The organism is Agrilactobacillus fermenti (assembly GCF_021030645.1).
In the GTDB taxonomy this organism is placed as follows: domain Bacteria; phylum Bacillota; class Bacilli; order Lactobacillales; family Lactobacillaceae; genus Agrilactobacillus; species Agrilactobacillus fermenti.
The window spans coordinates 1-17,898 of record NZ_JACGCJ010000024.1 but is presented as its reverse complement, the minus strand read 5'-3'; the positions used below and the strand labels follow the sequence as shown (position 1 = coordinate 17,898).

Below are 17,898 nucleotides of genomic sequence, written 5' to 3'. Positions count from 1 at the left end.
CACGATAAATGGCGATTTTCCACTTGAGTGATTCGTAGTTAAGTGCGGGCACTGTTTTTTGAACTACGTTTAAGCCAAAACCTTCATAATCAACCTGTGCCTAAGATTTTATGCTAGTCACATGGCATTGCTCAAGCTTGATGACCACCCACTAAGTTTGTGCGTTCCAACGCAGTCCCGCCTTTAGTCAAACTATTAGCCCGCATTAAAGCCTTGTACCCAAAACGTAATTGAATCTTATCGATGATCTGGTCTAGAACAGCTTGTTGCACTAAGCGCTGCTGATCTTTAAAAAGCCCTAGTTGAAGGCCTAATTGCTTAGAAATACGACTACAGCGTACGCCAGCGTTACGAATTGGCGCCCCATTCCATTTTTTCTTGAATAAATAAGCAACTGCTTCCTGTAACTCTTCAGTCAAATTCGTAGGGGTAATTTTCATTTGCGTGGAAAAATGACCGCCTGCCGCATAACCAATCCCGATACCCACCACACTTGCCTGGACATGATGGCGCCGCAACCTTGTAGCTACCTGGGCTGCAATCTCTTTTAGGACCGTAACACAATCTGATAAGGTCAGATAGTCACGCATCAAAACCTGACTATTACCATAACCCTTGCTATCTAGACGCGGTAAATAGCGCCGTTCTAAATTAGAATAATCGATACCCCAAGCATGATAATAGAGTTGTGCGCCCATAACACCAAACTTTCTTTTTAAGAAAGCCACATCGGCATGAGCCAAATCATAAACAGAATAAATACCCAATTGGTGCAATCGCTTAGCATAACGATGACCAATACCCCACATATCTTGCAAATCATTAATCTGCCAAAGTTTCGTAGGTACATCTTTATAATCCCAATAAGCTTGCCATGGTGCACCTTTTTTGGCCTCATTATCCAGCGCTAATTTAGCTAATAATAAATTTGGTCCCATGCCAACTGTTGTGACTACCCCGGTTTGGGCTAAAACTTTCTTTTGGATCGCGGCAGCAATCTGATTATTTTCTCCAAAAAGGCGATGCGAACCGGTGACATCTAAAAAAGATTCATCGATCGAGTAAGGGTACCAATGCTGCTTATCGGTAAACTGACGGTAAATATGATTGATTTCTAAATTTTTATGAATGTAGTCAGCCATGTGTGGCTCTACCATTTCTAAATTCATATCCGGCTGCACTTCATATTTACGTGTGCCTAACTTGACACCATATGTATCTTTGGCATAAGGTGACGCTGCTAAAATCAAACCACCTTGAGACTCTTCTCGAGATAAAACCGCAATTTTAGAGGCTAAGGGATTGATGCCTCTTTTAATAGCTTCAGTACTGGCATAAAAAGATTTACAATCAATACATAAAATATCTCTTTGTGGTAATGAGCGGTCATTTGCTAACGGATTGGTCTGATTGAATCCCATAGTCATCGATTCCTTCGCGATACCATTTATCTTGATCAACTAGGATTACATTCCGAATGTCAGTCAGTCGAATCTTCTGCTGGTGGTCAGCTGCGGTGGCAAGAACCACATGATTGGCTTCATCATAACCACGTACGTAACCCTTAATATCTGGTAGCAGTCGATCTCCTTCCAAAATATTCAATTGAATTGTCACCGCCAAGCCCTCACTCAAAGATATCTCTAAAATCGTCCCTACCTCGGTTTCAGATTGCTCCGGTCTCACCAATAACCCTTCAGCTTGCAGAGCGTCTGCTTCCAATGCTGCTGAGTGGTCACTTAAAAACCAGCCTTGCCATTTCTTCATACCGCGATCGTCATATAGCCAGAGTTCCCTCGGTGGATCATAGGGTTTCCTCATCATGCACACCTCTATCAAGAATTGGATTTATTACTATAATACAAACATATGTTCGCAAATGTCAATAAAAAAATGGCTGCATACAATTTTTGTACCAGTCATTTTTATTTTTAGTTTAATTTAATAGATAAATCACTGCACCGTAAGCCCCTAACGCAATTTGCTGTTGTTCAATTTGCTTAGGGCTTGTTTCATTACTCAGAAGCTGTTTACTGTCTTTAAATGAAAGCTTTGCTGGAATTTGATAGGTTTGTGGCTGTGCACTAAAGTTTGCGACTACCAATAAAGTTTGCTGATCACCAGAACGTGTATATGCATAGATGTTCGGGTCGTCGGGATTCAACAAGTCATATTTACCAGTTGTGATCACCGCATACTGATGCCTTAGTGCAATCAATCGCTGATAAAAATAAAAAACAGACTGTTGATCAGCCAACGCCTTAGCGACATTAACAGCCGTATAATTTGGGTTTAATTTCAGCCAAGGCTGGCCTGTAGTAAAACCGGCATTTTGGTGAGCATTCCAAGGCATGGGTGTCCGCGCATTATCTCGAGACTTCAAATAGATCGATCTCATAATAAAATCATCAGCTAAACCCTTTTGCTTGAATTCATGATAAATATTATGCGTTTCGATATCTTGATAGTCTTCGATGTGTTTGAAATCAGCATTAGTCATCCCAATTTCTTCGCCCTGATAAATATAAGGTGTCCCTTGCAACATATGTAACACAACACCCAACATCTTGGCAGATTTCTCTCGGAAAGGTCCATCATTACCAAATCGTGTCACTGGTCGAGCTTGGTCGTGATTGCTCCAGTATAGACTGTTCCAACCATCATGATCATACATTTTTGTCTGCCAACGACTCAAAACTGCCTTTAGATCTGGCAATTTAAAACGATTATCTGAAAATTTACCATACTTACCATAATCTAAATGCATATGATCGAAGTGAAAAACCATGTTGAGTTCCTGCCGACTTGCTTTTGTATAAAGTACTGCTTCGTCAGCGTTAGTATGGGGCGTTTCCCCTACCGTCATGATGTCATATTTACGCAAAACTTGCTGATACATTTCATGTAGATATTCGTGAACTTTTGGTCCGTTGGCAGCACCAGCATAATAACTGCCATACTTCTTGTTCTGAATCACGGGGCCATCAGGATACTTAGGATCCTTAGAAATCAGTGAAATAACATCCATCCGGAAACCGTCGATCCCCTTATCCAACCAAAAACGCATTAAATCATAAACTTCTTGTCGTACTTTAGGATTTTCCCAATTCAAATCGGGCTGCTGTTTGGCGAACAAATGTAAGTAATATTGTCCTAGCGCTTGATTATATGTCCACGTTGAGCCGCCAAAACTGGAACCCCAGTTATTCGGCTCATGCCCATCAACGGGATCCTTCCAAATATAATAGTCATGGTGTGGATCAGACTTCGATTGTTCAGCCGCTTTGAACCAAGGGTGTTGGTCAGATGTATGGTTGACCACTAGATCTAAAATAATTTTCAAACCTTGGGTATGGGCTGCTGTTAACAACGACTCGAATTCCGCCATCGTCCCTAATTCTGGGTCAACCGCCCGATAATTAGAAATATCATAGCCGTTGTCTACTTGCGGTGATTGATAGATTGGATTTAGCCAAATGACATCAACGCCTAATTTTTTTAAGTAAGGCAACTTTTGTTGAATGCCGGGAATATCGCCAATGCCATCGCCATTAGAATCATTGAAACTCTTAGGATAGACCTGATAAACCACACTTTTTTGCCACCATTTAATTTTTTTATTCATCATCATCATCTTCATCCGGTTGAAATTCATTGATATAGACAATAGCGTCTTTTGCTTCAGCAACTATCTGTCTGACACGATCAGAACTAATGTACTGCGCTGTAGACTCCATCGTAAAGGCTAAAGCCAATGGCAGATTCATATCGCTAACAATATGCGTGTGCGGCCGAGTGCGATAGCCAAAAAATTTCTGATTCACACTGCCAGCCATCATATCTGTTAGCACGACAACTTCTGTATCTTCGGGAAAAGTGGCCATTACTTTTTGAACTTGGGCTTCAACCGGCTGATTATCCATATAAGTGGTCAAAGTAATCACCATCTCATTTGCCATATCACCGGCGATAAATTTAAGCGTATCCGCTAATCCAGCCGCCAATTGGTGATGTGATGCCAAAACAATCTTACGTTTCATTATATTTAAAACTCCTTACGCTTTAAAAATGCCAAAGAATGAGCCAGCCAAAGCAATCACAATGACCAACAGAATAATCCGCGTTGGCGTCCATTTTTTATTGCCCAATAGTTTATAAACTAGTAGCGTCAACAAAGCAGGTAGTAGCGCCGGCATGATTTTATCAAATACGCCATTCTGCAAAGATAAACTGACTTTACCAAATGCAAATTTCAGCGGTGTTTGCACTTTGACCACTGTGGCAATCAAAGCACCCACAACACTTAGTCCCATGATTGAAGCAGCTTCAGTAAACAATGTCATCTTACTGCCTAGAGAAGTGACTAATTTGGTTCCAGAAGTATAGCCAACTTCAAACATTTTAACTTTGATAAACCAAAATGCGATATTGGCGATCAGCCAAATAATGGCACCAAGTGGATTTCCTTGTAACGCCATATAGCCAGAGATGGAGCCAATGATCGTAGGCCACAAAACCCAGACTAACGTGTCGCCCACACCGGCCAAGGGACCCATCAAACTGGTTTTCAAAGACTGAACTGCATCTTTAGATTGAATGCCGTCTTTAGCTTCCATTGCCGTTGTGGCACCTAAAATAATACTGGACATGACTGTGGTTGAATTGAAATAGTTAAAGTGATTGTCTAGTGCTTGTTGATAGTCATCATCATTTTTGTAAATCTTACGGAGAATCGGTGCTAACGACCAAGCTACCGCTGGGCCCATCTGTGATTCATAATTAAATAAGTTTACGGCCATAAAGTTATAGCGACTAGCCGCTCTTCTTAAATCTTTTTTAGTGATTTCAGAACGATCTGTCTCGTTGTTATTATTCATCGTAGTCGTCATCTTCTTCCTCTGTTGGCGCACCAGTTGTCGTCACTGCAGCGGCCTTATCAGCTTTACGTGACTCCGAAGTGAAGTACCAATAAGCACCGGCAAAGCCAACTAGCGCAATTCCCAAAACAGGTATTTTTAAATAAGCTGCTAACACAAAGCCAACAATGATATAAGGTAAAAATTTCTTAACTGGCATGTAATGCATCAACATACCGATCCCAACGACTGGCAGCATCCCGCCAGCAATCGTGAGCCCGTTCGTTACCCATTTAGGCACAGCCGCAAGAATGAATTTGACGACTTGGGGACCAACTAAAACAACTAAAGCGGTAGGCAGCGCTGTTTGTAAACTAAATAGGATTGGGCCTAACCAAGCCTCCCGCCGCATTTTATGCCATTGATGGGCTTCATTATCCGTTTGCATTTTATGGGCTAAGAAGTTACTGATGATCCGGGCCAAAACTTCTAATTGAATGGCAATCAAGCCAACTGGTAAGCCCACGGCGATCGCGGCTTTGATGCCTGCCCCTGTTCGGACCGCAACAAAGACCCCAACGATCGTTGCCAAACCATAATTAGGTGCTGAGGCACCGCCAAGAGCCGCTACTCCTAGCATCATCAATTGGAAAGTCCCGCCAATTATCAAACCTGTGTGCATGTCCCCCATGATCAGGCCAGAAATCATGCCCACAATAACAGGAAACCAAGACATGATCACTAAGCCATTTTGATCAATGGTCATATAGCCGGCTAATAAAATAATGACAATATCTTGTAATAATTGAATACCAGACATAATTTTTCTCCTCTAATCCATATTATCCTTCGTAAGCCTGTTCGGGATCATCCGGTACATATTGGATTACAAGCGGCACACCCTTCTGCTTGATGGTTTCAAGGTCTGCTTTTTCTTGATCATCTAGGGCAACGAACTTAGTCACTGGTTGGCGACCATCTTCATTGAAAAGGATACCAAGATCAACTTTAGGAATATCAACACCACCTTCAATTAGCTTGATCAGAGTCGCTGGTTCTTTAACTAAAATCAAAACACGCTGGGCATCATACTTGCCCGCATTAAAGTTCGTGATGGCTTTTTGAGTGTCAATGATCGACATCCCTGTCCCTGCTGGCTTAGACATCCGCATGCTAGCCTTAATATCCTCATTTTGACTGATTTCATCGTCTACAACCATAAACCGTTTGACCTGTAATTTTTGCGCCCACTGGTTAACAATCAAACCATGAATTAAACGCTGATCGATTCTTGCCAATACAACTGTCATTTTTGTTGCCTCCAAATATTTTATTGATCATCTTTGGTATCGATACCAAATTTTATTAAAAAATTATGCTGATTTTCTAGGCACAATTTTTAAATCTAACATCTCTCGAGAAGTTTTTGTCTCAGGATGCTTGATTTCATTAAGTAAAACCTCAGCCACTTTATGACCCATCGCCTTGATCGGCTGACGAATCGTGGTTAGCGGATACTGCAAATACCGCGCCAGCGGTTGATCATCCACGCCCAACACAGCTAGCTGGTCTGGAATCTGCAAACCGGACTTAACAGCTTCACTAACTATGCCCGTAGCCACTTCATCACTACCAGCGACAACGGCATCTGGTGGCGCTGACAATGTTCGTATCTGTTGTAAAATACGTTTGCCATCGTCAATCGTATGGGCATTGGTAAACAATAGTTCTGGATCAAACGAAAGCTGTTGTACCTGTAATGCTTTAATGAAGCCCAGATAGCGGTCACTATCAAAGTTGACCCCGCGTGGCTGCATCATAATGCCTCGCCGTCCTGTACAATAAGCAATCCGGCGTTTGCCTTTGCTAAGCAAATATTGCGTGCCTTGGCGGATGCCTTCAAACTGGTTACCGTAAATCATCGAAACGGTTTCATCATTAACGTATTCATTACAGACGGCAATTTTACCGTAAGTCAAGTATGCTTTGATCGTTTCAAAATCATTTTCAATGGCACAAAGAATGACTCCGTCCACTTGATTAACTTTCAATAAATTCAACGCATTAAGCTCATTACGCTTTTGTCCAAAGGTCTGGATGATCAAAGTCTTAAATCCTTTTTCATCGATAACCCGTTCAATGGTATCTACCAAGTAAGAAAAAAACGGATTGACAATCTCTGGAACAACTACTGCAATAGTTTCTGTACCCGAACCTCGCAACTGTCGCGCTGCTTGCAGCGGCGCGTAACCCAACTCGTTCATGGCATTTAAAATGGCTTGGCGCTTTTGCGGCGTTACATGGGGATTGTCATTGATCACCCGAGAAACGGTGGAAACCGAAACACCCGCTAATTTTGCCACGTCTGAAATCGTTACCAATCAAGTCACCTCTTATCTCTTTTGTAATCGTTAACAATATAATAATTCGGACTTTTAAATAAGTCAACACTTTCTTGAAATCGATTTCTTTTTGTTTAATGGGTAACCCATTATTGACCCACTACCGTAAAACTTTTAGACTAAGTACAATATAACGTTAGGGAGTGATGGTCATGCACCATACTGGGACACAGCGCCTTAAAACCGAGAGATTAACTTTGCGGCCACTTCAGGCCAATGATGCAGAAGCTATGTTTCATAACTGGGCTGGGGATCCCAAAGTTACTAAATACTTAAGTTGGCCAACTTATAAAAGTGTGATGGATGCCAAATTATTTTTACAAAATCGTGTTGCTAATTACCCTAATAAAAATTTCTACGATTGGGGCATTGTCCTAACGCAATCGCAAACATTGATTGGTACCATTTCGGTCGTAGCCCACGATGATCAAGTCAAAAGCATGGAGATCGGCTACTGCATTGGCCAAGCTTTTTGGGGCCATGAATATGTTAAAGAAGCTTTTAAAGCGGTAATTCAATATTTGTTTGAAAATACTGATGTCAATCGTATTGAAGCGCGGCATGATACGCATAATCCCAACTCAGGCAAGGTTATGCAAAAATGTGGTTTACAATTTGAAGGTGTTTTGCGCCAAGCCCACCGCAATAACCAAGGTATCGTTGATGACGCGGTTTATGCTATTTTAAGACAGGATTATGAATAGTAGTTCTCTTCTCTTTTACTTGTGTCTTTACGCGAAAAAAAGCGCAAAGACACTTTTATGTGCTTTGCACTGAACCATTATCGCAGTAAATGCATTTAATGGAATATTTTTGATGCATCAAATTAACCAATTAAACCTACTCTGTCCCGTAATGGATATTTTTATATTTCTTTATTTCTGGTGTCACAAGATAAATTTTTTTAATTTTAAATGCTGGCTTAAAGAAGTTTGCGTGCTGCCGATCTAAAGTGACTGTCAAATCCGTTTTACGACCCTGAAAAGCACCAACATATAGTGCTCCATAATTAAAATCCCCACCTTCAGAGTCCGATAGGCGGGTTATATTTTTTTGGCGGTAATGCCATAAAAATTCATAACTCATCTGATCGTCATCTACTACCTTTTTAAGCTCACGCGGACTCGTTGTTCTAAGAAATTCATGAAAATCATGGGTTACAAAACAACGCGCGAAGATTTGGTACGTAAACATATGTATGCCAATTAAGATACAAAAAATAGCAACTAGACTCCAGAAAGTAATTCTTCTGTTTCGCTTTTTTTATCCATTTCAAGCCCCACATCCTCACGTTAATTTCTAAACCAAGCCGTCGCTGGAAGACCAGGTGTTATTTCAGAACAATCATGCAACCATTTAATTTAATTTAATTTAATTATTTTTAATTTTTATAATTTAATTTTAATCATCTGGTCATATCTTTTTTATGAATAAAATATTACTATTCTGTGAATTCCCTTTCTTATTCTTAAACCAAAAAATCTGTCGCCTTTAAGTCTTTTCTATCGACTCATAGCAACAGATTTTTTATTTTCAGTCTCTCATGCTTCTTGATCGTCATAAACTTTTTTAGCCAAATCAAAAGCTGACCATGCTTTAGGCCAACCAGCATAGAAAGCAAGCTGTGTGATCAATTCGACCATTTCTGTTTTAGTAATGCCATTCGTTTTAGCAATTTTCATATGGGCTTCTAATTGAGGAAAAAGTCCCTGTGACATTAAACTAGCACAAGTGATCATACTGCGATCTCGAGCAGACATTTGATCTTCACGAGACCAGACCTCCCCAAATAAAACATCGTCATTCAATTCAGCAAATTTGGGGGCAAATTCACCCAAATTATCACGACCAGCTGTTTGCTTTTTAACCATATTCTTAACCCTCCAAAGCTTGATACTGTACATCTGTCACAGGTTCTAACCATTCTGGCGTGCCAGTTGTAATGGCAATATGTTCAAACCAGCTATCTTTAGTAGCCCCGTGCCAATGTTTGACGCCATCGTGGGTGACCACTACATCTCCAGGATGTAGTTTTTGTGCCGGTTTACCGGCTTCTTGATACCAGCCTGCCCCACCAGTGACCAATAAAATTTGGTACCCATCATGGTGGATATGCCAATTATTGCGACACCCTGGTTCAAAAGTCACGTTACTGACGCCTACATTGACTTTGGGATCGGCAACTAATGATTGCAAATAACTTTGACCGACAAAATATTGGGCATACGCCTCATTTTTTGTGCCTACTGGAAAAATCACACCATTTTTGACTGCTTCATTTTTGACCATTCCTTAGTCTCCTTAGCCTTGCTTCGTTGGATAAATTGTAAATTCGCTGATGTTTACATCTGCTGGTTGGTCAATCGCAAAATTAACGGTACGTGCCACGGCTTCTGGTGAAATACCAACAGCTTGATACAATTGATCCATACCCTTGACGGTTTGTGCATCAGTAATTGTGTGCAACAATTCCGTATTGATCGCGCCCGGATAAAGTGTGACCGTGCGAATATTCGTGCCTTCACTTGCACTTTCCATCCGAATAACTTCCATTAAGTTCTTAACTGCGAATTTAGTTGCCCCATAAACACCGGCGCCAGGAAAACTCTTCAAACCGGCGACAGATGAAGTTGTGATGATATCCCCGTGCTTTTGCTTAGTAAAATCAGGCATAACGGCGGCAATTCCGTTTAAGACACCATTCAAATTAATATCGACCATATCATGCCACTCTTTGGTATGTAATGCGCTGATTGGCGAGCTGGGCATGATCCCTGCATTATTAAAAATACCATCAATTTGATGAAATTCTGATTTTGCTAGCGTCACTAATGCCTGAACTTCTTCGGGTTTCGTGACATCTGTTTTAAGGTAAGCAGCCTGACCATGTTGCGCTTGAATATCAGCAACGATCGCCTTTAATCGGCTTTCACGACGGGCACCTAACACAACTTTAGCGCCGTTTTGAGCTAACAACTTGGCCGTAGCCGCACCAATACCTGACGAGGCTCCGGTAATTACAATTACTTTATCTTTGACTGTCATCATAGATCTCCTTTAATTATTTTTGAGTACAGTCTCAGACTACAACTTAGAGTAAACTATAAGTCAAGAATTCTCGTTAAATTTTTTTAAGTAATCGGCAAATGATTCATCGTCACTAATTTCATGCGTTAATTTACCATCGTACCAATCGATCTTGTGGTTCAGAATCGTCAAATTAGCCTTTCTTTCAGCAATTTCGTTACGGCAACGTGTCTGAACTTGTCTAAGTAAAGCTTTCCGCTGAGCAATAGTTTGATCGCCCTGAGCACGTAGTTGAACATACTGTTTCAATTCAGTCATAGTCATGCCTGTCCCTTTTAGATGTAACAAAAACCCTACCCAACGACTATCTTGTGTGGTATAAAAACGGCGTCCATTACGATTTCGGTGTGGTTGAATCAACCCTTCATTTTCATAATAGCGTAACGTGAAAGTCGTTAAACCAACGAGTTTCGCAAAATCACCAATTTTATATTCTCTTGTTGTATCCATCTACGTTAATCCTTTCGTAAAACGACTTGGTAAGACCACCCTACCACTTAAAGTTAACTCTAAGTCAAAAAAGTTAGAATTTATCCTTGCAATTTTCAGAAAAGGCGTTATTATTAAAAACATAATAAAATTATTTGATTTGGATTAATATTAAATTAGGGAATGATTAATATGACAAAAATTAACGCACAACTAAATACGATTATTATCAGCGCCATTATTAGCTAGTGCGGGCTGATATTTTCGATGCCCGCACTTACAAGCGGGCGGCGTTGGTTCAAGTCAACCAAGAGCTGCGAAGCAGTTCTTGGTTTTTTTATACACTAATTTACTGAAAGGTGGTGATTATCGCTATTATATTATTATTTTTCTAATTGTTCTGTAACTATCTATCAAAGCAACTATTCAAAAAAGGAAGTGTTTGGAATATGGAATCAACCACTACTGTTGTCAGTGAACCTAAAAAATTAACGCTTAAAAGAGACTCGGTGCGTACTGTTATTTTGGCTTCTATGATTGGCACCGCCATCGAATTTTTCGACTTTTATGCTTATGGTACCGCCGCTGCTACATATTTTCCTAAAGTATTTTTCCCTGAGGTGACGCCAACGATCGCCACGATCTTAAGTCTTTTAACTTTTGGTGTAGCGTTCATTTCCAGACCCTTAGGATCCTTTATCTTCGGCCATTTTGGCGATAAAATTGGTCGTAAGAGAACCTTAGTATTCTCGCTATTATTAATGGGTTGTTCTACCGTTTTGATTGGGGTACTTCCTGGCTTTAACACTTTTGGTATGTTTGCCATCGCACTGCTGTGCCTTTGCCGCTTTGTGCAAGGCATTGGTCTTGGTGGGGAATGGTCTGGCGCTGCGTTAGTGGCTACCGAAAATGCCCCTGAAAATCGGCGGGCCTTATATGGTGCTTTCCCAGAATTAGGCGCACCCTTAGGCTTCTTCCTCTGTAATGGTCTCTTCTTTGTCCTTGAATCGTTCCTATCACCAGCACAAATGACGGCTTTTGGCTGGCGGATCCCATTTTTAGTTTCTTCTATCTTAGTCTTAGTTGGCTTTTGGGTTCGAGAACGGATGCAAGAAACACCCGTCTTTCGGCTGGCACAACAAAAGAAAGCCGTCACTAAATCACCTTTAAAAGTCGTTTTCAAGAACTCTTGGCGGCAGATTTTACAAGGTACCTTCTTAATGAGTGGTACTTATACCTTATTTTATCTGCTAACAACTTGGTCTTTGACCTTTGCAACAGGTAAATTAGGTTTCTCAAATCGACAATATTTATCTCTCTTAATGGCAACCATCATCGTTTTTGCCGTCTTCATTTTAGGTGCTTCTCACGTAGCTGATAAATTAGGCCGGCGCACCATTTTGCTTGCTTCTGCTGTTGGTATGGTCGTCTTTGCTTTCTTATTCCCTTATATGCTTTCTGGCCATCAAAATTTTGCTGGTGCCGTCGCATTCCTAGTCTTAGGTTTTGTGATCATGGGCATGGCTTTTGGCCCAGTTGGTGCTTTGCTGCCGGAATTATTCTCAACTAAAGTGCGCTATTCCGGAGCGGGTATCTCTTATAATATGGCTTCCATTGTTGGTGCTGCCTTTGCCCCAACTATTGCCACAGCACTAGCTGCTACTTGGGGTGTCAAAGCTGTTGGCTACTATCTAGCCGTCATGGGTCTAGCCTGCTTAGTCTCATTATTAACCACTAAAGAAACTAAGAACGTTGACTTTTCGAAGTAAAATAGCAGCTGTTCTAACAATCGTCCCCTACTATTGTCCGTGAGATACGTCTACAATAAAAGGTCGACGTGCTAAAAACTACTAATTATACTAGCAATGGCGTAAAATAATATTGTGTAATAAATCACAATATTATTTTATGGAGGTCCTTTACTTATGGAAAGAATTTATGCCAGTCCTTCTCGCTATGTTCAAGGCAAAGGCGTACTGTTTTCGGGCGTTCAACACATTAAAGACTTGGGCGAAAAACCGTTATTGCTTTGTGATGATAATGTTTGGCAAATCGTAGGTCAAGATTTTGACCAACATTTAAAAACAGCAGATTTAATAACGACACATGTGCCATTTAATGGGGAAGCTTCTGATAGCGAGATCCAACGGGTCAGTGATATTGCCAAATCCGAAAAATGTGATGTCATTTTAGGCTTGGGCGGTGGTAAAACCATTGATGCTGCCAAAGCCATTGCAGATAAACTAACTTTACCTGTCGGTATCTTGCCTACTGTTGCTTCCACAGACGCACCAACTTCTGCGTTATCTGTGATTTATAGTGATGATGGCGTTTTTGATCGTTATATTTTCTATAAGAAGAACCCTGATTTGGTACTTGTAGACACCCAGGTCATCAGTAAAGCCCCAGTTCACTTGCTAGCCAGTGGGATCGCAGATGCTTTAGCAACCTGGGTTGAAGGTCAGGCTGTGATTCAAAAACATGGCAATACAATGGCTGGCGGTAAACCGACATTAGCCGCAGAAGCCATCGCGGCCAAATGTGAAGCCACTAATTTTGCCTATGGTCTTCAAGCCATTGAAGCCTGTCGTGGTAAGGTCGTCACTGCCGCACTGGAAGCAGTCGTAGAAGCCAACACTTTATTGAGCGGTATCGGTTTTGAAAGCTGTGGTTTAGCAGCAGCTCATGCCATTCATAACGGATTTACCGCATTGCATGGCGATATCCATAAACTGACTCATGGCGAAAAAGTAGCTTATGGCACTTTAACCCAATTGATTTTAGAAAATAAGCCCAAATCAACTTTAGATAAATTTATTAGATTTTATCGTGCGTTGAAGTTGCCGACCACACTAGCAGATATGAAACTTGCCGATGCCAGTTATGATGATTTGTTAAAAGTTGGTAAATTAGCTACGCAAGAAGGTGAAACCATTCACGAAATGCCATTTGCAGTCACGGCAGATGACGTGGCTAGTGCACTAATTGCCTTAGATCAATATTCGAAGAATTTGGCGTAAATTAATTTGGAAAAATTACTAGAGAAAATTTAGAAATATCAAAACTAGATCTGTTGATCAGGGTGTATTGAAGCACCTGACGTCAACAGATCTAGTTTAGTTATGCCTTAATATTTAATGCACGAATAGACTTAAATAATTGTTTGTTGATTAAAAAAAATGGCTGAAGAATAAAACTAACGTTTTGCTTTCAGCCACCTTTTGTTTTGCGAACAAATTAAATTTTAAACGTGTGCCAAAGTCACTGAATCATTTAAATGCTTTTATTGTAACGCAACTATTACTCAAAATAAGCCTTAAACAAGTCAACATACAGCGCACTAAAGTCTAAATACATCTGTTTGTCTACATATTCATCGACTTGGTGGGCTGAATTATTACCCGGTCCAAAAACGATCATCGGAAAATCAGCAGCTTTATCTTTTAACAAGTTAGAAGCATCAGTAACCGCCGGAATCACACCTGCCGGAACTGATTCACCCGCATATTTTGCCCCAATTTGGCTAGCTAACTGAACTAGTTTTGAATCTCCAGGTGCTTGTACGGACGATTGCGACATATAAATATCCAAATCAATTTTCGCACCGGCATCGTTTTGTGTTTGCACTAATTGTTTCATGATCTTCTCAACTTCATCATTATCAAATTCAGGAATCGTCCGAACATTAATCTCAGCAACAGCTTGTTCAGGAATAGAATTGACTTGATTGCCGCCTTGGAAGATAGTCGTATTAAAACTTAACTTCCCTAGTGCTGAATTCTCCCGCGTATCTTCACGGAAAATACCATTGGCTTCATGCAGTAAATTCAACAAAGGATCGATTGCGTTATAGCCCATGGATGGCATGGAACTATGTGCTGCCTTACCATGAGAAGTTAAGCGAATATCTACCGAGCCCTTGTGTGCATAAACAATATTATAACCAGAGGGTTCGCCAATGATCAATGCTGCTACATCCTGCATATAGCCTTTTTCATAGAAGACTTGGGAACCTTGTTCACCGACCTCTTCACCGGCAGTTGCCATCAATCGAATGGTCCCATTTTTAGGTAGACCTTGTGCCTTCAACTCGATCAAAGCCATGACCATTGCTGCAAGTCCGGATTTCATATCGTCAGCACCACGGCCCACCAAACGGCCATCAGTTTCCGTCAGCTTGAAGGGATCACTGGCCCATTTAGCTTGATCTCCAGGAGCGACAACATCCATATGCCCGGAAATACCAAGCACCGGCTGACCGGAACCAATTTCGGCAACTAAGTCTGCCCGTGTGGCTGTGATTGGAATTAATTTTGCCGTAATATCATATTTAGCCAACAAATCCTTTAAATATTCAGCAACTTTTTGTTCATAATCATTAACTGATGGAATCGCTACCAAATCAGTCAATAACTTTACTTTGTCTGTTTCAGAAAACACACCCATTAAACATAACCCCCTAAATTATAATTACCTTTATTATAACCTAGGTTGCTAAAAGACGAGTTGATTTTGCTTTTAAATTGACTTAAGCACCCGAGCTGGATTACCGCCGATAACCACATTATCACCAAAAGACTTGGTCACTACCGCACCAGCAGCCACAGTCACATTATTACCCAGCGTGACGCCGGGTACGATGACAGCTGAACCACCGATCCAGACATTATTACCAATCGTCACTGGTTTCGGAAACTCATAATTAGCATTACGCAACTCAGGATCAAGGGGATGATTAACCGAATAGATATGAACGCCAGGCCCAAAAAGACAGTTATCGCCGATCGTTATTTTACCAACATCGATCAAAACACAATTATAGTTGGCAAAAAAGTTCTCCCCAATTTCAACAGTATAGCCATAATCACAATGAAAATCCGGCTGAATATTAATTTTAGTGCCCGTTTTGGCAAATAATTGCTTTAAAATTCTTTGCCCGGCGGCAGCATCCGTCTTAACAACTTGATTAAACTCATTAATTAATAAACGCGTATGTCGTCGATCTAAAGCTAGTTCTGGATCTGTATTTAAATACTGTTCATTAACCAACATCTTAGCTTTTTCTGATTTTGCCATGAATAGGTCTCCTTATGCGTCGATTTATTTAAGTTAATTTAGCATCTAAATCATTTTATCATATTTATCCGTATAAATTTTAGCTAAAATAAAGTAGCTGGAACAAAAGTATTTTTATACTCAAACAAAAAAATGTGTCTGGGACATAAGCCACTTTCCAGGTCTAACTGTTAAAAAAAACTATGGAAAAGGCCATGACCGTCCTGTTGTTGGCTATACTTTTACCTGGAAAAAGGAAGTCGAGGATAAAAACGATTTCTCTCAAGGTGAATGGGAGAAGTTAGAGAATACCAAGCATAACGGCGAGTTAAGCCTAGGAGAAAAGCGTGCGGCCACGCAACATGTCATCAGTCGGGACAAGAAGATTGCGGATCTGCCAAGTTACTTGAACCCGCTCAACTTAAACAAAAACGAGCTGGCTAAACAACAAAAGAAATACCGTCAAGAACGTTTGACCGTTGCGATTGAATTAACCCAACTACGGAACAAAGCACAATCTAGCCAATTCACGCAACGTGAAGAAGCCCGTTTAACAAAACTTACCAAACGCTATGAACAAATTGCAGGAATTCACAAAGCCGGTTAAATAAGTTTAGAAGGAACTTTACCATGGACGGAGAAATCACGATCGACCAACTCATCAAACGCCAACAGGAAATCAAAGCCAAACACGACAGCGATACCTTTGTTGGCATTGTCTTGCCCTTGTTCATAAATCCCCCATCTTTTCAGATTAAGCCTTTGGTATTTATATACCTTTAATGGATAAGTATATGATGACCAGTTGCGTTCACATATCCCGTTTAAACAAGTCAAGATTCTTGACAACTTTATAATAGCCATGTTAATTTGTAAGCGCTTATTGGAGTTGTCAAAAATTTTCACCGATCATCATAATTCGGGAGAAGCACCATCCTCGAAGGAAGAAAAAAGGTATGACTTTCACTAAAAAATGGATACCCGTTTCTTTGTTGTTCTGACTGCTATTTTAGGTTTTATTTTTGCTCTGACACTCTTACTCAGTTATGGCCCTGCTGTTGCAACAACACTTGGAATCTCTACTGAAACAGCTACAAGAGTTGTTAACATTATTCAGGCATACCAAACTGCCGTTGCTGTTGTTTCAATTGTGGCAGCTTTAACTGGAGTTGGAGCCATTTCTTCAGGAATCGTTTCCGTAGTTCCGTATATGCTAAAGAAAAAGGCAAAAGGCCAAGTCGCTCTTTGGTGATTGGATTCTCCTTCATCTTCACTTTTCTGGGCGTATTGTTGCAGTACGTGATCGGTAAGTTTCTTTTGATTATCTTCAACTATCGTTTTAAAGTGCCACTATTCACGGCTATGTTACCAAAGGCTTTAGTGTTGCTCATCAGCGTCGTTTTGTTCTCGCTATTTCATAACAGCTGGACTATTGTTTCTATTTTAATTTCCTTTGGAGGATCGCTTCTCATCCTTGCGATCCTTCAAGCCATCACTAAAAACATAGTGGCGTCTTTTATCTTTACGCTTCCCTTTTTTACAGATATTCTTTTGTCAGCATTTAGCATTTGACCTTTAGTGCTTCCTTATGTGGTTGCCATAAAATAAGCGACTCGCAGAAACAATTTAGAGGTTCTATATGAAAAAAAATACATTTATGATTCTGGCTTTTTTTTGCCTGATATTAGTAACTATATTGTCCAGTCTTAAGAAAAATCATATCATCGTTCTTAGTGATAGTAGCAGTCTTTTTATATTCGGCGCTCTGTTCCTTTTCACCTTGCTTTTTTCTGGCTTATCTATCTACTTTAAACTGAAGGAATGATAGTAAGATTCATCAAGCTTGTTTGTTGGTGCATTCTTACTGTCAAAAGTGGCTGGGACATAAGCCACGCAAAATAAAATAATCGTAGTTTTCAGACTGATATTGAATCTGAAAACTACGATTATTTTTTTAACGATTGATTTTCTAAAAATAACATTGACCTTGAGGGTCAATTTCAACAGATTAGCTGCCATAATTGCAATTCCTGCTTCAGTAGTAACCTTTTCAATCCCACGAACCGAGG

At 40.4% G+C, this 17,898-nt stretch carries 22 protein-coding genes; 5 read left to right on the top strand and 17 right to left on the bottom strand.

Annotated elements, in window-relative coordinates:
* Window positions 1-131: 131 nt before the first annotated feature.
* From FHQ08_RS09250 to FHQ08_RS09215, 8 genes are all read right to left on the bottom strand, one after another.
* On the bottom strand, window positions 132-1,421 hold the full coding sequence (locus FHQ08_RS09250; protein ID WP_230914127.1) for a Y-family DNA polymerase: 1,290 nt from the start codon (window positions 1,419-1,421) through the stop codon (window positions 132-134).
* A complete protein-coding gene (locus tag FHQ08_RS09245) occupies window positions 1,387-1,821 on the bottom strand; it encodes a DNA-directed RNA polymerase subunit beta (RefSeq protein ID WP_230914126.1) in 435 nt (144 codons plus the stop codon). The genes FHQ08_RS09250 and FHQ08_RS09245 overlap by 35 nt, the downstream gene beginning before the upstream one ends.
* Window positions 1,822-1,936: 115 nt before the next feature.
* Window positions 1,937-3,625, bottom strand: coding sequence for a glycoside hydrolase family 13 protein (locus FHQ08_RS09240; protein ID WP_230914154.1), 1,689 nt, complete (start codon window positions 3,623-3,625; stop codon window positions 1,937-1,939).
* Entirely contained in the window at window positions 3,618-4,040 is a 423-nt protein-coding gene (locus FHQ08_RS09235; RefSeq protein WP_230914125.1) for a PTS sugar transporter subunit IIA, read from the bottom strand. The genes FHQ08_RS09240 and FHQ08_RS09235 overlap by 8 nt, the downstream gene beginning before the upstream one ends.
* Before the next feature lie 15 nt (window positions 4,041-4,055).
* Window positions 4,056-4,889, bottom strand: coding sequence for a PTS system mannose/fructose/sorbose family transporter subunit IID (locus FHQ08_RS09230; protein WP_230914124.1), 834 nt, complete (start codon window positions 4,887-4,889; stop codon window positions 4,056-4,058).
* On the bottom strand, window positions 4,870-5,676 hold the full coding sequence (locus tag FHQ08_RS09225; protein ID WP_230914123.1) for a PTS mannose/fructose/sorbose/N-acetylgalactosamine transporter subunit IIC: 807 nt from the start codon (window positions 5,674-5,676) through the stop codon (window positions 4,870-4,872). Before FHQ08_RS09225 ends, FHQ08_RS09230 begins: the two co-directional genes overlap by 20 nt.
* Window positions 5,677-5,698: 22 nt before the next feature.
* Entirely contained in the window at window positions 5,699-6,166 is a 468-nt protein-coding gene (locus tag FHQ08_RS09220; RefSeq protein WP_230914122.1) for a PTS sugar transporter subunit IIB, read from the bottom strand.
* Between the two features lie 63 nt (window positions 6,167-6,229).
* Window positions 6,230-7,237: a LacI family DNA-binding transcriptional regulator gene (locus tag FHQ08_RS09215; RefSeq protein ID WP_230914121.1), complete on the bottom strand. Its 1,008-nt coding sequence runs from the start codon at window positions 7,235-7,237 to the stop codon at window positions 6,230-6,232.
* 173 nt (window positions 7,238-7,410) lie between these two features.
* Between FHQ08_RS09215 and FHQ08_RS09210 the strand changes: the two genes are divergently transcribed.
* Complete coding sequence (locus FHQ08_RS09210; RefSeq protein WP_230914120.1) at window positions 7,411-7,962, top strand: GNAT family N-acetyltransferase; 552 nt, start codon at window positions 7,411-7,413, stop codon at window positions 7,960-7,962.
* Between the two features lie 136 nt (window positions 7,963-8,098).
* On the opposite strand, the gene FHQ08_RS09205 is transcribed toward FHQ08_RS09210, so the two are convergent.
* From FHQ08_RS09205 to FHQ08_RS09185, 5 genes are all read right to left on the bottom strand, one after another.
* Window positions 8,099-8,452, bottom strand: a complete 354-nt coding sequence (locus FHQ08_RS09205; RefSeq protein WP_230914119.1) for a hypothetical protein — start codon at window positions 8,450-8,452, stop codon at window positions 8,099-8,101.
* Between the two features lie 347 nt (window positions 8,453-8,799).
* Complete coding sequence (locus tag FHQ08_RS09200; RefSeq protein ID WP_230914118.1) at window positions 8,800-9,129, bottom strand: carboxymuconolactone decarboxylase family protein; 330 nt, start codon at window positions 9,127-9,129, stop codon at window positions 8,800-8,802.
* 4 nt (window positions 9,130-9,133) lie between these two features.
* Window positions 9,134-9,547 (bottom strand): cupin domain-containing protein, encoded by a 414-nt coding sequence (locus tag FHQ08_RS09195; RefSeq protein WP_230914117.1) that lies wholly within the window; start codon window positions 9,545-9,547, stop codon window positions 9,134-9,136.
* Between the two features lie 12 nt (window positions 9,548-9,559).
* The gene (locus tag FHQ08_RS09190) at window positions 9,560-10,303 is read right to left on the bottom strand and encodes an SDR family oxidoreductase (protein ID WP_230914116.1); all 744 of its coding nucleotides are present in this window, start codon (window positions 10,301-10,303) and stop codon (window positions 9,560-9,562) included.
* Window positions 10,304-10,366: 63 nt separating this feature from the next.
* Window positions 10,367-10,795: a MerR family transcriptional regulator gene (locus tag FHQ08_RS09185; RefSeq protein WP_230914115.1), complete on the bottom strand. Its 429-nt coding sequence runs from the start codon at window positions 10,793-10,795 to the stop codon at window positions 10,367-10,369.
* A 428-nt stretch (window positions 10,796-11,223) separates the two neighbouring features.
* Here FHQ08_RS09185 and FHQ08_RS09180 point away from each other — a divergent pair, with 428 nt between their 5' ends.
* Window positions 11,224-12,543: an MFS transporter gene (locus tag FHQ08_RS09180; RefSeq protein WP_230914114.1), complete on the top strand. Its 1,320-nt coding sequence runs from the start codon at window positions 11,224-11,226 to the stop codon at window positions 12,541-12,543.
* Between the two features lie 156 nt (window positions 12,544-12,699).
* Complete coding sequence (locus FHQ08_RS09175) at window positions 12,700-13,794, top strand: glycerol dehydrogenase (protein WP_230914113.1); 1,095 nt, start codon at window positions 12,700-12,702, stop codon at window positions 13,792-13,794.
* Window positions 13,795-14,074: 280 nt separating this feature from the next.
* On the opposite strand, the gene FHQ08_RS09170 is transcribed toward FHQ08_RS09175, so the two are convergent.
* The gene (locus FHQ08_RS09170) at window positions 14,075-15,220 is read right to left on the bottom strand and encodes an ArgE/DapE family deacylase (RefSeq protein WP_230914112.1); all 1,146 of its coding nucleotides are present in this window, start codon (window positions 15,218-15,220) and stop codon (window positions 14,075-14,077) included.
* Window positions 15,221-15,292: 72 nt separating this feature from the next.
* On the bottom strand, window positions 15,293-15,850 hold the full coding sequence (locus tag FHQ08_RS09165) for a sugar O-acetyltransferase (protein ID WP_230914111.1): 558 nt from the start codon (window positions 15,848-15,850) through the stop codon (window positions 15,293-15,295).
* 385 nt (window positions 15,851-16,235) lie between these two features.
* Here FHQ08_RS09165 and FHQ08_RS09155 point away from each other — a divergent pair, with 385 nt between their 5' ends.
* Window positions 16,236-16,436 (top strand): hypothetical protein, encoded by a 201-nt coding sequence (locus FHQ08_RS09155; RefSeq protein WP_230914110.1) that lies wholly within the window; start codon window positions 16,236-16,238, stop codon window positions 16,434-16,436.
* Here FHQ08_RS09155 and FHQ08_RS09150 read toward each other — a convergent pair.
* The gene (locus FHQ08_RS09150) at window positions 16,433-16,693 is read right to left on the bottom strand and encodes a hypothetical protein (protein WP_230914109.1); all 261 of its coding nucleotides are present in this window, start codon (window positions 16,691-16,693) and stop codon (window positions 16,433-16,435) included. The two genes, FHQ08_RS09155 and FHQ08_RS09150, sit on opposite strands and share 4 nt — an antisense overlap.
* 109 nt (window positions 16,694-16,802) lie before the next feature.
* Here FHQ08_RS09150 and FHQ08_RS09145 point away from each other — a divergent pair, with 109 nt between their 5' ends.
* Window positions 16,803-17,081 carry an uberolysin/carnocyclin family circular bacteriocin gene (locus tag FHQ08_RS09145; RefSeq protein WP_230914108.1) on the top strand — a complete coding sequence of 93 codons (279 nt, stop codon included), beginning with the start codon at window positions 16,803-16,805 and terminating at the stop codon, window positions 17,079-17,081.
* Between the two features lie 551 nt (window positions 17,082-17,632).
* On the opposite strand, the gene FHQ08_RS09140 is transcribed toward FHQ08_RS09145, so the two are convergent.
* A partial coding sequence (locus tag FHQ08_RS09140; protein WP_230914107.1) for a hypothetical protein occupies window positions 17,633-17,898 on the bottom strand: 266 nt, incomplete at its 5' end.